Consider the following 15,441-nt stretch of genomic DNA (forward strand, 5'->3'; position numbering starts at 1 on the left):
TCTGCTGGCCTTGTCATTCATCGTATCAGAGAAACTTTCGAGGCGTGTAGGAGAACGCTGAGGGTGGCACGCCAATCCCACAGGCGCGCATCTGTCCGGCGCGTGTCAGACGCGTCGCGCCCTCCATCAGGTTCAGGGCGATCTGGCGGATTGTGCGGTTCTCGATGGGCTCCAGAAATGTGCCAGCGACCCATTCATTGAACGCACCCTGCGCCGGGCCGCACCAGATCTGGTAATCGGAAACGCGGTCAGGAGCACCATCACGTGCCCATTGAGCCCCCATGAACAAATAGCGACGCGCAACGAGCGCGAGCCGCTTGTTGCCATCGGTTTCGGCGCGGGCCGCCTCCTTTGGATTCGACTCCGTGATGAAGGTCCGCGTCTGCTCCCAAGCGCTCTGGAAGGATTCCCCGAGCACGCCTTCCAGCCAGTCGCGATCTTTCTGGTCCATGGTTTCAAAAGACATACCAGACTTGTAGAGCGCGTGCAGCTTGCGTGCCCGCATCGCGAAGAGCGTACCGCGCTTCAGCACCTGCACTTCGACGCCTTGCTCAAACATGTCGGCCGCAGGAGCCATGCCGATATCAGCCGGCCCTGCCTTGGCCAGCAATTGTCGCGCAGGTTCAGACAAGCCGGATTCTACGGCGGCCTGATTGATGGAGCCAGTCAACACATATGCTGCGCCCATCTGAAATGCTGCGGCCACGCCATGTGGCGTCGCTATACCCCCGCCCAGGCCGATACGGATCGCATTTGCGTCTATGCCTGTTTCTGCAGCGACACGGTCTCGCGCCAGGGACAACGAGGAAAAGAGCGGAGCGGCAGAACGATTGTCGGTGTGACCGCCACTGTCAGCTTCAGCGGTGATATCCAGCGCTACTGGTACTCTCGAAGCAAGTTCGGCCTGCTCGGCAGAAATGCTCCCTTCAGAAACCAACGTTTTCAGTATTTTTTCGGGCGCAGGCTGCATGAACTGGGTGGCAACTTCCGCGCGAGAGACCTTGGCAAATACGTGGTTGGCGCGCTGGACCTTGCCGTCCGCGCTGCGTGTGAGACCAAGCGCTGTATAACGGACGATGTCTGGCGAAAGCCTCATATAGGCTGAAGCCGACACCCGCCGGACTCCCATTGCCAGAAACAGATCGACGACGCGCGCTTCATAGCCCGGCTGTTGCGGAGAGTGGATCAGGTTCGCGCCCCAAGCAGTTTGCCCCGGTGCGATACCAGCCTTGATCTCGCGCACGCCTTCTTCAATGGTTTCAGGTTTCAGCCCCGCGCTGCCGTAGAAGCCAACGCATCCCGCGCGAACGGCTTCTATCACCATCTTCGGCGTCGCAATCCCGCGGGCCATTTCGCCGACGACATAGTTGAAGCGCGCGCCATGCGCTTGCGCAAAGGCTGCATCCCCCAACCATTCAGGATAAATTGCAGGAAGTGTGACAGAACGAGCGCCCTGCTCGTCCGCTCGCAGGAAACCGTCGCGAACGAATAGCCCGACATTCTCACGAACACGGTCCAGAACCTGATCCACCGACAGACTCATAAAGCCTTCCTGCTTGCTGACCCCGATTTCTTCGAGGACGGACGTGACTCGTACATTTGAACACAGATAAAGGAAACGCACCTCCTAAGACGTGTCAAAACCCTCTACTGTGTTCCGTGAGACAGACTCAGCTCTCTCCCTCCAGAAACTACTGTAAAGCAGCAGCCAATGAACGCAACCTGAAATAGATATTTTTTCAAATTCTATTCTTGGTTAATTTTTGTCGGGATATGGCACACCTGCCAAGCGCCATTCTATTTGGGTGCAAAGGCAAGGCCACAGACGATCCCAGCATTCACCATAGAAATGCCACGAAATCAGGTTTTTCAGGCGGAATCGGGCTGTTAAGGGAACTATTCAATCATCCTTGCGTCCCGTTTTGGGACCACCTAGTGATCGGATAGCTATCGCCCGCATGCCTTGCATGTTAGGTGACGAAAAATGCCGATCCTGAGGCAAGAGGAACGAATTCTCGTGAAGTATCTGAGACACGTCTTGGCCGCAACGGCCGTTCTTTCACTGCCCATAGTTTCCGCCATTGCGGACAGTCGCGACCGCTCAAGCGAACCGGCAGTGATGGGCTATGTCGAGAATGTTTATGTCGGCAAGCTCGGCCTGGAGATGAAGGGCAAGCTGGATACCGGCGCTGATTCAAGCTCTGTTTTTGCCCGTGACGTCCATATCTACAATAAATCTGGCAAGGATGACTGGGTCCGGTTTCGTCTGGTCGGCAAGAATGGTCGCACAGTGCGATATGACCAGAATGTCCGTCGCTTCGCGCTGATCAAGCTGAAAACCGGCGGAACCATCCGGCGTCCCGTCATCCACTTGCCGCTCTGCATCGGCGGCGTCAGTGGACTCGCTGAAGTCAATTTGGCTGACCGCGAGGATTTCGAGTACGACTTCCTGGTAGGCCGCGAGTTCATGGCATCCCGCGTGCTTGTTGATTCCTCTTCGACATTCATCGCCGAAGGCAGCTGCGAAAAAGAAGACAGTGAATAGTTTTACACATACCCGACTACTTGCGCTGGTTCTGGCCGCTATCGGTCTCGGCATATTCGCAACCAAAGTTCTGCAATTGGACTATCCCCTGACGCCCGGCGAACGGACGACCACATGGGATTTCGAAATCTACCTCGATTTCGACACGAGCAACCAACCCGTCCGACTGGAAACCTATATTCCGTCGAACAGTGAAAACCGCAGGGTGTCTCAGGAGCAATTCTACAACGGCGCCTTCGGCCTGCGCCTGAATGCGCGCGAGGGTGATGGCCGGACCGCGATCTGGACTTACCGCTATCCGAATGACCGGAAAGTGCTCCGCTACCGCGCGCGCCTGCTCGGCGAAACGCTCGCTAGCCCCTTGCCGGAAAGCATGCAGCGCAAGCTGCGCCGCGCCGCGCCTGAAGCCGAGAATGACCTTGAACGGCAAGCCTTCCTGGTCTGGTCGACAGATCTGCGCCGGCGATCCGCTGACGATGAATCTCTCGCCGATCTGGTGTTGGAAGAGATATTCGTGGACGGCGATGTCGATGAAGTGGAAGCGCTCTTGTCTCCCACACTCACCCGTCAGATCGCCCGCCTTGCACTCGCACGTGATGTGCTGACAAGTCAGGGAATTCCAGCGCGGGTCGCTAATGGTGTTTACATGGACCAGGCACGCCGACGGGCCGAAATCCGTCACTGGCTTGAATACCATGCCGATGGAGCCGATCGACGCTACTTCCCCGGCCCGGACCCCGAAGAATTTTTCACGATCTGGCATGGCACGAATGATTTTATTCGCGCGGAAGGCATTTCGGACCTGGACCTGCAAGTCAGCCTGCAGCCGGTAAACGCAGACGTGGCGGATGTCATGCAGCGCGTCGCCAAGGCAGAAGGCTCGGCCATGCAATGGTTCTCCTTCAACCGACTGCCCATTACCACTCAGCTGGTCTATCAGGTGCTCGTCACCATCCCGGTTGGCATTCTGATGCTGGTCTTCCTGCGTCAGTTCATCGGGCTCCAGACACTCGGCACGTTCATGCCCGTCCTGATCGGAATTGCGTTCCGTGAAACCGCTCTTGTGAATGGCGTGATCCTGTTCACCGCACTGATCGCGCTGGGCCTCGCTGTGCGCTTCTATCTAGAGAAATTGAAGCTGTTGCTGGTGCCGCGATTGGCGACGGTGGTTGTGTTCATTGTTATCTGTATGGCTGTGATCGCCCAGATCATGGCGAATAACGGTCAGCGCATCGGTCTATCGATCTCGCTGTTCCCCATGGTCATTCTGACGATGACGATCGAGCGTATGTCGATCGCATGGGAAGAATACTCGGCTACAGAGGCCATCAAGCAAGGTATTGGCAGTCTCATGGTGGCGGCAGCATCGTATCTGGTGATGACCAACACGCATGTCGAATATCTGATGTTCAATTTCCCTGAACTGCTCCTGGTGATCATGGCGATCTGCCTGCTGATGGGGAAATATACCGGCTTGCGCCTCAGCGAGTTGATCCGTTTCCGTGAACTGGATGACCGGAAATGATCGGACGCTACCGGGCATTGCGACGTGCCGGACTGCTCGGAATCAACGAGCGGAATGTCCGGCTCGTCAATGAGCTCAATCCGAGGCGACTGATCCGGCTGGTTGATGACAAGCGCGAGACGAAGCGACTTGCGAACGCAGCCAATATTCCCACACCGGAACTCTATGGTGTGATCGCCAACCCGTTCCACATGCGCCATCTGGAATCCTATCTCGACAAGCCGGATGGCGTGGTCATCAAGCCCGCCAATGGCTCTCAGGGAAATGGGATTCAAGTGCTGATGGAGCCAATGCGTGGCGGCTGGCGCCGTTCCAATGGGCAGCGCGCCCTGCTCGAAGACATCCGTTTCCACGTCAATAACATCCTGTCGGGCATGTACAGCCTAAGCGGCCAACCGGATGTGGCGATGTTTGAGTACCGGGTGAAGTTCGACGAAATCTTCAATCCGATCTCATTCGGCGGCGTACCGGATATCCGGATCATTGTCGTGCGGGGCATTCCTGCCGTGGCCATGGTGCGTCTGCCGACCGCAGAATCTGACGGTAAGGCAAACCTCCATAAAGGCGGCGTTGGTGTCGGATTGGATCTTGTGACCGGCAAGACACTCAGCGGCATGCAGAATGGCAAAACCACTGACATCCATCCTGACACGGCAAACCCGCTGCGGAATTTCTCGGTGCCACACTGGGACACAATGCTCGAAATGGCAGCAAAGGCCTATGATGTAACCGGGCTCGGCTATCTCGGCGCCGACATCGTACTGGACAAGACCAAGGGGCCGCTCCTGCTGGAGCTCAATGCCCGTCCCGGCCTGGCGATTCAGGTCGCCAACCGGATCGGCATTCGCCCCCTGTTGAACGCGACTCTGAAGGCAGACATTGAGGGCCTGGATGCACTGGCCCGTGTCGAGCTCGCCAAGAGGCTCTACCGCAACCATGTCCCGGAACCGACCTTTTAGGCCAAGTCAGAATTCATAGTCGGGCAGCGAGTTGAAAGCCAGTTTCAGCGCGTCTCCCCAACGCGAAGAGATCGCCGTGAAATAGGGGTCATTCTCTTCGACGCGTCGCTTCTCAGTGACTTTGTAAATGTCTTTTTCAATCGTCTGCAGATCAAGCGGCATCCCCACCGAGAGGTTTGCCTTGAGTGTTGAGTCAAATGAGACGTAGAGCAGTTTTACCGCTTCTTCGAACGTCATGTCCGGGCTGAAGGCTCTCAGCAGGATCGGTCTGCCATATTTGGTCTCGCCAATCTGGAAGAAAGGCGTTTCGTCGCTGGCCTCAATGAAGTTGCCTTCGGGATAGACCAGGAACAGACGCGGCTCCATCCCGGAGATCTGTCCCCCCACGATGAGCGTCGCGCCGAAAGCCGCCTCTGATTCCGGCCCTCCATCGCCCTGCGTGCGGATGACCTCCTTCACCGTGTCTCCGACCAATCTGGCAACCTGAAACATTGTATCAGCTGCCATGATACTGGGGTTTCGTTCTTCCGGCGCCTTCAGGCGCTCATCCAACAGGCTGATCACGGCCTGCGTGGTGGCGAGATTTCCCGCAGTCAAAATGGTGATGACCCGCTCGCCGGGCACCTCCCATGTGAACATCTTCTGGAACTTCGAAATGTTGTCGATGCCCGCATTGGTGCGAGTGTCCGACATAAAGATGAGCCCCCGGTCAAGCCGAAGCGCAACGCAATACGTCACTTGATGATTCTCCGATCAATATCTCGACTAACTTTACTGCTGGACTTGAATGGAAACCACGAGATTTTCCGCACCCGCGCCATAGACCAAACCTCTGATGGGGGCCGCGTCGCTGTAATCCAAGCCAGTCGCTACCTGTATGTAGCGCGCATCCGGGCTAATACCATTGGAAACATCAAACCCCGTCCATCCAAGGCCATCGACCCAAGCCTCCGCCCAGGCATGGCCGGCGTCCTGGTCCACCCTGTCCGTCATCATCAGGTATCCGCTGACATAACGCGCAGGATAGCCAAGCAGGCGCGCGACCGTGATGAATATGTGCGCATGGTCCTGACAGACCCCCTGCCCCTGCTGCAGCGCATCTTCTGCCGTGGTGCGCGAGTCTGTCTCATTGGTCCGGTAGGCAACCTTGTCCGCAATTTCCACCATCAACTCATGCAGGACGCCAATATCTTGTGACGGGCTTCGACTGAACTTGCCCGCCAATGCCCGCAATCCTTTCGCCGGCATGGTGAGTTCGGTCGGTCGCTGGTAAAGCCAGAGCGGCACAAGCTGACTGTGCCCCCCCATGACACCGGACGTGTCATGCGTCTCGACCTCACCTTTTACACTGACCGACACGCTCATGACGTCCGGCTCCAACTGAATCAGATCCACCAGATTTCCATGATGGTCGGTATAGCTTGTTTCCCAGTGCGCCCCTTCAATCGACACGTCCCAAGACAGGATTGATTGCGACGGAAGGCTGATCGGCCGTTTGCGAACCTGCTGGAGCGCATAGAACACGCCATGTTCGTATGTGTAGGTTGATGAATGGTCTACGGTCAGTCGCATGTCATCACTCCGCGAACCTGAAATCTGTTTCGATCTGCGCCGAGAGGGACGCATTCCGCCTCAGGAAGTCCGACAGGAATTCGTGCAATCCGTTTTCAAACACGCTCTCAATCGTCGTGGCCGTCAAGCTCGCCTCAAGAGACTCGGCAAGATCATGGGTCCCCAGCCGTTGGCCATATTGCCGGAACAGACAATCCAGTTGGTGGGTGATCGTGTCGTAACAATAGGCCAGCGAGCGCGGCATACGTGTGTCGAAGATCAGGAAATCGGCTATCGCTCGCGGCGTGATGTTGCCGCCATTGAGCCAATGAAAAGACCGCTCTGCCGAAGCCGACCTCAGGATCATCTCCCACTGCACATTATCGAGCGACGAGCCGACCGAGGCGCTGGACGGTAGCAGGACGTAGTATTTTGTATCGAGAATGCGCGCCGTATTATCAGCGCGCTCAAACATGATGCCCAACAGGATAAAATTATAGATGTCATTGCGGAGCATAGTGCCTGTGGTCGCGCCTCTTACCTGCGCGCCCTGCTGGCGGATCATGGTCAAGATTTCTGGCAGGTCCGTCTCGGATGGCGCACGCTTCAACGCATCGCGCACGGCCATCCAGAAGTCATTGATCGCTTCCCACATTTCCCGCGTCAGCGCGGTGCGGGTCATGCGGGCATTTTCTCGCGCCGCATGCAGCGTTGACATCACGCTGGACGGATTGCTGCGATCTCGCAGAGCGAAATCGGCAACCTTGTCGCCCGTGATTGTGTCATGACGCGCCAGATAGGCATCACAACAGCCAGCAGTGACGAGCACAGATCGCCACTCCTCCTCGCCCGGTTGGGTCCGGGTGAGCGCCATGCGGAAGCCCGCCTCGACAAGGCGGCTGGTATTTTCGGCTCTTTCCAGAAGTCGGGCCATCCAGAACAGACCCGATGCAGTCCTGCCCAGCATGACTTAGCCCTCCTTCAGGACCCAAGTATCCTTGGTGCCCCCGCCCTGGCTGGAGTTCACAACGAGCGATCCCTTTTTCATGGCAACGCGGGTCAATCCGCCGGGCGTCACCTCAACACCATCAGATGAAACAAGTACGAATGGGCGCAAGTCGACATGGCGAGGTGACAGGCCAGCTTTCGTCAGCACAGGCACCGTCGAAAGGGCCAATGTGGGCTGGGCTATATAATTGGATGGCTTGGCTTGAAGCTTCTTTCGGAAGGCAGCGATTTCCTTCTTGCTCGCTGCGGGCCCGACCAGCATGCCATAGCCTCCGGAGCCGTGAACTTCCTTGACGACGAGTTCTTCCAAATTCTCCAGCACATAGGACAAGGAGTCTTTCTCCGCACAGCGCCAAGTCGGCACATTCTTCAGCAGCGGCGCTTGCCCCGTATAGAATTCGACGATGTCAGGCATGTATGAGTAGATCGCCTTGTCGTCGGCAATGCCGGTGCCCGGAGCATTGGCAATCGTAATGCCCCCAGCCCGGTAAACATCAAAGATGCCCGCCACGCCCAGCATGGATTCCGAGCGGAAATTCAGTGGATCGAGATAGTCATCATCAACTCGTCGATACAGCACATCAATGGTTTCGTAGCCTTGCGTGGTTCGCATGGCGACCCGTCCATCAACGACGCGCAAGTCATGACCTTCGACAAGCTCAACGCCCATCTGGTCCGCCAGGAAGGCATGCTCAAAATAGGCTGAATTATGGATACCAGGTGTAAGGATCGCCACCGTGGGTCGGCCCGAGGCCTGTGCCGGTGCAGACCGTTCGAGCGAACGCCGCAGCGCCATCGGATACCCCGAGACACGCTGCACCGACATCTGCGCAAACAGTTCCGGGAACATCTTCAACATGGTCTCCCGGTTTTCCAGCATATAGGACACGCCAGAGGGCGTGCGGGCATTGTCCTCCAGTACAAAGAATTCGTTGGGGCCGGTGCGCACCAGATCAATCCCGACAATATGCGTGTAAATCCCTCCCGGTGGATCGAAGCCGATCATTTTCGGAAGAAAGGCGTCATTCTCGCGGATAAGGTGTTCCGGCAGGCGACCGGCGCGGACGATCTCCTGTCGGTGATAGATATCGTACAGGAAAGCGTTGATTGCCTTGACCCGTTGCTCGATGCCGCGAACCAGCAAGGCCCACTCGCTGGCGCCGATAATGCGCGGCACCAGATCGAACGGGATCAGCCGCTCGTCAGCTTCAGATTTTCCATAAACGTTGAAGGTGATACCGGTTCGCCGAAAGAAGGTTTGCGCATCCCGTGATTTCTTCAGCAGAGCCGAAGGGGTCGTGTTGTCAAACCAGCCATTGTATCCGGCATAAGGCGCTCGCACGCCTTCGCCAAATCCATGCATCTCGTCGAATACGTCCTCACCATCAGCCATGGACCCAGCAACACACAAACGCTGGATAGTTTCAACAAACTCAGTCAGCGATCATGATGATCAATAGCCTGCGTTCGTACAAACTGCGCAATATCAGGTAACCGCTGCCCAAGGCTTGCTCAGCAGGGCCGCAGAATTGATGATTCCGACCATGCAGTAAGTTTGAGGAAAGTTCCCCCAAAGCTCGCCGGTCTCCGGATCAACATCCTCCGACAGCAATCCAACATGATTGCGGCTGGCAAGCACGCTTTCAAAGATTTCGCGCGCCTCCTCGACACGCCCCACCCGGTAGAGCGCATCAATGAACCAGAAAGTACACGCCGTGAAGGCAGTCTTCGGTTTTCCGAAATCATCCTCGACCTTGTAGCGATAAACATGGTTTCCCATTCGAAGGTCGCGGTCGACAGCCTCAACGGTTGCGACATAACGCGGATCGGTTGCCGGGAGAAAGCCGATCTCTGCCATCAGCAGGACAGAGGCATCAAGGTCGGTGCCACCAAAGGCCGCTGTAAACGCGCCGACGTCTACACTCCAGGCCTTCTCCAGAATGGTGGCGTGAATGATGTCCGCCCGCTCACGCCAATAGGCCGCGCGATTGTCGAGTTCGAGCCGCACGGCAATACGCGACAGGCGATCGCATGCTGCCCAGCACATGATCGCCGACGATGTGTGGACATGCGCAATGGTCCGGAACTCCCAGATGCCTGCATCCGGTGTGTCATAGACCGCGAATGCGCGCTCGCCCACGGGCTCAAGTTGTTCAAACTCGGCGATGCCGGGCTGCGCAAGCAGCCGGTGATCGAAAAAGGATTGCGCGACGCCGAGTACGACCTGGCCGTAAACATCGTGCTGTACATGTTCGGCGGCCTGATTACCCCGACGCACCGGTCCTGAATCGCGGAAGCCCGGCAAGTTCGGTGCGAGGTCTTCGGTCAAGTCTGCCTCGAGCCCGATCCCGTACACAGGCTGGATATGGCCGCCTTTGGAATGCGCCACAATATTCCGCACCCACCTCATATAGTGCTCCAGCGTCCCCATGCCTGAGAGCCGGTTCAGCGCTGTCACAGTGAAATAGGCATCCCGGATCCAGCAAAAGCGATAATCCCAGTTGCGTGACGAACCTTCATGTTCCGGAATGGACGTGGTCAGCGCCGCCACAATGCCGCCAGTCTCTTCGAAAACGCACAGTTTAAGTGTTATGGCCGCGCGGATAACTTCATCCTGCCACTCGAACGGAACGGCCAGGCTCCGCGCCCATTTCGCCCAGTATTGACGTGTGCGCTCCTCCCAGTCGCGTGCGATGACACTCGGGGAATCTGTCAGCGATTCGTCTGCCCCAAGAATAAACGTCACATCCTTGTCTAGAACGAAGCTTGTTTCGGTGAGAATATAGGAAACCGGCGCGTCAGTCGTGACTCGGAATGAAAACTCTTCATCGACGAACCGCACATGATTGACACCGCGTATGGGCTTGAGCCGACGCCCTCCCCAGTCAGTTTCCGGCGTCAGGGAGATTTTCAGCTGTGGCGTGCCCGCGATAACTTCAAACCGTCGCACCAGACTGACGGGCCGGAACGTGCGACCCTTGCGTTCAAACCTCGGAGCAAAGTCGACGATCTCCAGGATGGCGCCATCTTCAGACTCCATACGCGTGCGCAGGATGGCGGTGTTTCGGTCATAGGACTGCGTACGCTTGGACAGGCCCTCCATCCACACACTGAATGAACCGCCACCGCCCAAAAGCTTGTTGAAGACGGGCTCCCCGTCAAAGCGTGGCAGGCAGAACCACTCATAGTCACCGCGCGCATTGATCAGGCCCGCAATGGTTCCGTTGCCAACAATTCCCAGATCGAGACTCATACTTCTCCCAACACTTGTTCCAGATAGGTAGCGACGTCGCGATGAGACGCCAGCCGATAGTTTGCCGCGCTCTCGCCTTCCCCGACCTTGATCGACCAGCCACCGAGCTTATTGGCCACAAGGAAGGCGTCTTCATCTGTCTTGTCGTCGCCAATCATCACCGGCAGGCGCCCAGCGAACGGCGCAGTCTCCATGGCAGCTTGCAGGCAAACGCCCTTATTGGCCCCACTCGGCTTTGCCTCAAGCACCATCTTTCCCGATTGCAACGAGTAATCTTTGTACTGAGAAATTACGCTACTGATTTCGTGAGTGAGTTGCTCACTCTTTTCAGGTGCCGCACGATAGTGGATTGCGAGAACCGGCCCTTTCTCTTCCAAGCGTACACCATCATGCACGTCCACGACGGATGAGATGCCGGAGAGCAGAGACTCGGGCGCGGACGGCACACCTTCGGTCATTGCCGCGCCGGGCGCGGCTGATCTCAGGCCATGATTGCCGAACCTCCAAAGCGTATCAGGCACACGTTTCGACAAATCTGTCAGGTCACGGCCAGAGAGAATTGCCAATGCACCATCGAGCTTTTGAGAGACACGCATGAGAACCGAATCCAGACCTGACGCCAGAAACACGGCATCTGGATCATCTTGAAGCGGAGACAGCGTTCCATCAAAATCCAGGAACAAGGCGACACCCTGGTCAAGCGCCGGCGGCATGACAGAGGAATTACTCATGCAGGAACGCCCTCAAACGCCGTCATGAAGCGGTGGCGCCACCAGTTGATGTCCTGCTGGGCAATACTGTCGAAGAGCTTCTGCCAACGGTCCTGCCGCTCGACGAGCGGCATCTCTATGGCCTGCTTAACGGCTTCCGCGATGGCCGAGCTGTCATATGGATTGATGATGATCGCCTCCTTCATCTGCTCTGCCGCACCGGCAAATTGCGACAGGATCAGAACACCCGGGTCCAGAGGGTCTTGCGCGGCGACAAACTCCTTCGCAACAAGATTCATGCCGTCCTGCAAGGGGGTCACCAAGCAGGCCTTTGCGAGACGGTAGAGCCCGGCGATTTCTTCGCGGTCGTACCCGCGCGCCAAATATCTGATCGGCATCCAGTCGAGGTCGCCATAGTCGCCATTGATCCGTCCGGACAGCGCATCAAGCTGTTCACGAAGCTGGGCGTATTCCTCGACGACAGACCGTGAGGGCGGTGCGATCTGAGTGAACGAAATCTTGCCGTGTAATTCCGGATACCGGTCGAACAAGTCGGCCATACCTTCAAACCGCTGCGGCAGACCCTTCGAATAGTCCATCCGGTCAACCCCGATGACGAGGTCGCGTTCACCTAGAAAACGTGACAGGCGGGTCGCCGCCCGGTCTGCTGGCTCCTTGGTTGCCGCCGCAGCAAAGCCCTCACTATCAATGCCAATAGGACAGTGCAGCAGGTGGGCAATGCGGCCCTCTACTTTGAACTTCCCATCCGGCTGTTCCTCGGCCCCGAATTCTTCTTCGAGGTATTGCGCGAGATTGGCGAGGTCCTTGCGGCACTGAAGGCCGACCACGTCATAGGCACAAAGTCCCTTTGCCAACTTGCGGTGTTCCGGAATGGCACGGAACACTTCTGGTGCGGGAAAGGGAATATGCAGGAAGAAACCACATTTTCCCTGCCACCCGTCTTCCCGCAAGATGTCGCCTAGCAGCAGGAAGTGATAATCATGGACCCAGACAATATCGGCTTCATCTGCCTGGTGCCGTACTATTTCCGCAAACTTCTCATTGATCTCGACATAGAACCGATAATATGCGGAATCGAACACGGCCAGATCAATCCGGTTGTGCATGACCGGCCAGAGCACACTGTTTGAATATCCGAGATAGAAACCGTCAAACTGGTCGCGGGAATAGTCAGTCAAGGCGAACTCAACGCCGTCCTCTGCAGACCGCTTCGCGCGGTTGCTGGGAAAGTCGAGAATACGGCCGCTCCAGCCAATCCAGAGGCCCTGTGTGTCGGCGAGCGTATCCCAAAGCGCAACTGCGAGCCCTCCGGCTCGGCTTTCCTGTCCAGCCGCGGTACGGTTTGAGACTGCGATCAGTCGTGAGCCTTTTGAAACTTTATGTTCTGTCATTGCCCATCCTGTCTCACCCCGTCTAACGCGTGACGCATCACTGCCAAAGGCATAGCGCTGTACCTGAGTGCAGAAACCCCCACCCTGCTCGCTTTGTGAGCACTACCATAAATCTGAGTAGCGCGGAGATGGTTCCCGCCAAATCACAGAACTAGCTTGCTGGCAGGAAACTGTTGGCCTGTGCCATGCGCCATTCTTGCGCAAGTTGGGTTTCATCCGGGGCATTCAACAATTGTCCGGCCCGCACAAGCTGGTAGGCGCGTTCCGCGGTGTAGGCGATGTCCTCGGTCACGCGATGCATCACGTGGCGCGGGGTCAGCTCGGACGGATGTTCACATCCTGCGGCACCAACAACCTCCATCAATGCCTTGACCGTATTTCGTTGGTAGTTCCTGACGCGGATCGCCTTGTCGGCCACGACCAATCCGCGCTGGCGCGCTTTGTCGGATGTCGCAATGCCGGTCGGGCATGTATTGTTGTGGCAGTTCAGCGACTGAATGCAGCCGAGCGAGAACATGAAGCCACGCGCCGTATTCACCCAGTCAGCTCCCAGCGCCATGGAAGATGCAAGGGAGAAAGCGCTGATCTGTTTACCGGAACAGGCAAGCCGCACATCACCCTTCAAACCCGTCCCCACAAGTGCGTTGCGAGCCAGCACCAGGGCCTGTCTCAAGGGAGCACCGACATGGTCAAGAAACTCAGCAGGCGCTGCGCCAGTGCCCCCTTCCCCACCATCGACCACCATGAAGTCAACCCGCAACCCAGTTTCCAACATGGCTTTGCAGATGGCCAATGTTTCCCAACGATTGCCGACAGCAAACTTGATCCCGACCGGTTTGCCACCTGACAGCTCGCGCAGGCGCGCAACAAATTCCAGCATCTCGATTGGCGTCGAGAAGGAGGAATGCGCGGGCGGCGAAACGCATGTTTGTCCAACTGCGATCCCGCGCGCCTCGGCGATCTCATGTGTTACCTTTTCTCCCGGCAACACGCCGCCATGCCCCGGCTTTGCGCCTTGGCTCAGCTTTACTTCAATCATCTTGATCTGTGGGTCAGAGGCCGTGTCCGCGAACTTGGCCGCATCAAAAGATCCGTCAGCTGCGCGGCACCCGAAATATCCAGAGCCCAGTTCCCAGACAAGATCGCCGCCGCCCTGACGGTGGTAACGTGACACGCCACCCTCTCCTGTGTCGTGATAGAAGCCACCCAGGGATGCGCCTTGTGACAAGGCTTCAATTGCGTGCGCGCCGAGTGAGCCAAAACTCATTGCAGAGATATTGAAAACGCTTGCCGAGTAAGGCTGCGATGTTTCCGGCGCGCCAACCAGCACACGTGGGTTCGCCTCTTCCGGATGTTTCGCCGCTATGGAATGCGCCAGCCATTCATAAGGCGGTTTGTCGATATCAAGATGGCTGCCGAACGGCTCAACGGACGAAACATTCTTTGCACGCCGATACACCAATGTGCGCTCTTCATGATTGAAGGGACGCCCCTCCGTTTCACTTTCGACAATGTAGGCACGCAGGAAAGGCCGCAACTCTTCCGCGACCCATCGAATGCGCGCGAAAAGCGGAAAGTTTCGCCAAAGACTGTGTCGACGCTGAAGCACATCATACAGACCTGTCAGGGCCAAAGGGATCAAGGCGACAGCGAGGTAGATCAACCAGCTGTGCTGTCGCCAAAACACAAGGCATAGCGCCAACAGCAGAACAGTTGCGAGCCAAGGCAGGTAACGAAACATTTTATCCTCACTTCACGGCCAGTATCGCCATTGGGTGTGAACTCCTCGCATAGAGAGGTCAATCAATCGTATCCATACGCTTCCAGCGAACCGCCCAAGACGGCATATTGGTCATTCAATCCGTACTCGCACTACTTAGGGATATTGTTGCACTACCGAAAAGGGGTTGGCAGGCTGTGGAAAAACGGGTCAGTGTTCAAACAGCGTTTCAAACTGATTCGTGTTGTGAGCTGCGTAAATTTAAACACGCCCGTCCGTCGGGCCCATTGAGGAGACACTCCCATGGCAAAAGCAACCAAAGCCAAGAAAGCTGCGGCGCCAAAAAAAGCTGCTGCACCCAAGACAACGAAACCAGCCAAGGCACCTTCACCGAAGGAAGTCCTGATGGAGAAGTACATCACTGACCTGAAAGACAAGGTTGGTGAGACACGCTCTGACATGGCGCTTCTGGATGCAGCCGTCAAAGCCTGTGGGCCGACGATCTACAAGGCCGATTCCGCAACCGTTGCTGCTTCCGACAAGGAAGAGCTGGGTCGCATCAAGAAGGGCTTTATCGCAAAGAAGCTTGGCGTTACTGACGACGCAAAAGCAGATGCCGCGATTGCGGATGCTGTTGCAAAGTACGGAAAGTCCGTTCGCGCAAAGCATCGTCCGGTAATGTATTACCTGATCGCGAAGGCGCTCAAGAAGGGCTCGGTCCTCAAGGGCTAAGCACTGCTTCCCTCACGGGAGAAAAA

13 protein-coding genes are annotated in these 15,441 nt (G+C 56.8%); 4 read left to right on the top strand and 9 right to left on the bottom strand.

Going from position 1 to position 15,441, the window contains the following annotated elements; translation table 11 throughout:
• Positions 1-25 precede the first annotated feature (25 nt).
• On the bottom strand, positions 26-1,543 hold the full coding sequence (locus tag CFA77_RS15355) for a PfaD family polyunsaturated fatty acid/polyketide biosynthesis protein (RefSeq protein WP_206991431.1): 1,518 nt from the start codon (positions 1,541-1,543) through the stop codon (positions 26-28).
• A gap of 474 nt (positions 1,544-2,017) precedes the next feature.
• Here CFA77_RS15355 and CFA77_RS15360 point away from each other — a divergent pair, with 474 nt between their 5' ends.
• Genes CFA77_RS15360 through CFA77_RS15370 form a run of 3 tightly spaced genes read left to right on the top strand, consistent with a single transcriptional unit; the run spans position 2,018 to position 5,029 of the window.
• Complete coding sequence (locus CFA77_RS15360; protein ID WP_206991432.1) at positions 2,018-2,545, top strand: RimK/LysX family protein; 528 nt, start codon at positions 2,018-2,020, stop codon at positions 2,543-2,545.
• On the top strand, positions 2,538-4,070 hold the full coding sequence (locus CFA77_RS15365) for a UUP1 family membrane protein (RefSeq protein WP_206991433.1): 1,533 nt from the start codon (positions 2,538-2,540) through the stop codon (positions 4,068-4,070). Before CFA77_RS15360 ends, CFA77_RS15365 begins: the two co-directional genes overlap by 8 nt.
• Complete coding sequence (locus tag CFA77_RS15370) at positions 4,067-5,029, top strand: alpha-L-glutamate ligase-like protein (protein WP_206991434.1); 963 nt, start codon at positions 4,067-4,069, stop codon at positions 5,027-5,029. Before CFA77_RS15365 ends, CFA77_RS15370 begins: the two co-directional genes overlap by 4 nt.
• A gap of 6 nt (positions 5,030-5,035) precedes the next feature.
• On the opposite strand, the gene CFA77_RS15375 is transcribed toward CFA77_RS15370, so the two are convergent.
• The 8 genes from CFA77_RS15375 to CFA77_RS15410 form a co-directional block, all read right to left on the bottom strand.
• Entirely contained in the window at positions 5,036-5,767 is a 732-nt protein-coding gene (locus CFA77_RS15375) for a proteasome-type protease (protein WP_206991435.1), read from the bottom strand.
• A 33-nt stretch (positions 5,768-5,800) separates the two neighbouring features.
• Positions 5,801-6,601 (bottom strand): transglutaminase family protein, encoded by an 801-nt coding sequence (locus CFA77_RS15380; RefSeq protein ID WP_206991436.1) that lies wholly within the window; start codon positions 6,599-6,601, stop codon positions 5,801-5,803.
• Between the two features lie 4 nt (positions 6,602-6,605).
• Entirely contained in the window at positions 6,606-7,547 is a 942-nt protein-coding gene (locus tag CFA77_RS15385; RefSeq protein WP_206991437.1) for an alpha-E domain-containing protein, read from the bottom strand.
• Between the two features lie 3 nt (positions 7,548-7,550).
• A complete protein-coding gene (locus CFA77_RS15390; protein ID WP_206991438.1) occupies positions 7,551-8,981 on the bottom strand; it encodes a circularly permuted type 2 ATP-grasp protein in 1,431 nt (476 codons plus the stop codon).
• 93 nt (positions 8,982-9,074) lie between these two features.
• On the bottom strand, positions 9,075-10,841 hold the full coding sequence (locus CFA77_RS15395; protein WP_206991439.1) for a glycoside hydrolase family 15 protein: 1,767 nt from the start codon (positions 10,839-10,841) through the stop codon (positions 9,075-9,077).
• Positions 10,838-11,572 carry a trehalose-phosphatase gene (otsB, locus tag CFA77_RS15400; RefSeq protein ID WP_242517410.1) on the bottom strand — a complete coding sequence of 245 codons (735 nt, stop codon included), beginning with the start codon at positions 11,570-11,572 and terminating at the stop codon, positions 10,838-10,840. Before otsB ends, CFA77_RS15395 begins: the two co-directional genes overlap by 4 nt.
• On the bottom strand, positions 11,569-12,963 hold the full coding sequence (locus CFA77_RS15405) for a trehalose-6-phosphate synthase (RefSeq protein ID WP_206991440.1): 1,395 nt from the start codon (positions 12,961-12,963) through the stop codon (positions 11,569-11,571). The genes otsB and CFA77_RS15405 overlap by 4 nt, the downstream gene beginning before the upstream one ends.
• Positions 12,964-13,114: 151 nt before the next feature.
• Positions 13,115-14,704, bottom strand: a complete 1,590-nt coding sequence (locus tag CFA77_RS15410) for an FMN-binding glutamate synthase family protein (protein WP_206991441.1) — start codon at positions 14,702-14,704, stop codon at positions 13,115-13,117.
• Positions 14,705-14,986: 282 nt separating this feature from the next.
• Between CFA77_RS15410 and CFA77_RS15415 the strand changes: the two genes are divergently transcribed.
• On the top strand, positions 14,987-15,415 hold the full coding sequence (locus tag CFA77_RS15415) for a DUF2853 family protein (RefSeq protein ID WP_084333332.1): 429 nt from the start codon (positions 14,987-14,989) through the stop codon (positions 15,413-15,415).
• Positions 15,416-15,441: the final 26 nt, after the last annotated feature.

Origin of the sequence: Hyphomonas sp. KY3 (assembly GCF_017309975.1) — a bacterium.
Classification (GTDB): Bacteria; Pseudomonadota; Alphaproteobacteria; order Caulobacterales; family Hyphomonadaceae; genus Hyphomonas.

Coding starts and splice junctions, on each gene's coding strand:
- CFA77_RS15410 (WP_206991441.1), bottom strand. CDS start 14,704: ATGTTTCGTTACCTGCCTTGGCTCGCAACTGTTCTGCTGTTGGCGCTA.
- CFA77_RS15405 (WP_206991440.1), bottom strand. CDS start 12,963: ATGACAGAACATAAAGTTTCAAAAGGCTCACGACTGATCGCAGTCTCA.
- CFA77_RS15370 (WP_206991434.1), top strand. CDS start 4,067: ATGATCGGACGCTACCGGGCATTGCGACGTGCCGGACTGCTCGGAATC.
- CFA77_RS15385 (WP_206991437.1), bottom strand. CDS start 7,547: ATGCTGGGCAGGACTGCATCGGGTCTGTTCTGGATGGCCCGACTTCTG.
- CFA77_RS15390 (WP_206991438.1), bottom strand. CDS start 8,981: ATGGCTGATGGTGAGGACGTATTCGACGAGATGCATGGATTTGGCGAA.
- otsB (WP_242517410.1), bottom strand. CDS start 11,572: ATGAGTAATTCCTCTGTCATGCCGCCGGCGCTTGACCAGGGTGTCGCC.
- CFA77_RS15415 (WP_084333332.1), top strand. CDS start 14,987: ATGGCAAAAGCAACCAAAGCCAAGAAAGCTGCGGCGCCAAAAAAAGCT.
- CFA77_RS15380 (WP_206991436.1), bottom strand. CDS start 6,601: ATGCGACTGACCGTAGACCATTCATCAACCTACACATACGAACATGGC.
- CFA77_RS15355 (WP_206991431.1), bottom strand. CDS start 1,543: ATGAGTCTGTCGGTGGATCAGGTTCTGGACCGTGTTCGTGAGAATGTC.
- CFA77_RS15395 (WP_206991439.1), bottom strand. CDS start 10,841: ATGAGTCTCGATCTGGGAATTGTTGGCAACGGAACCATTGCGGGCCTG.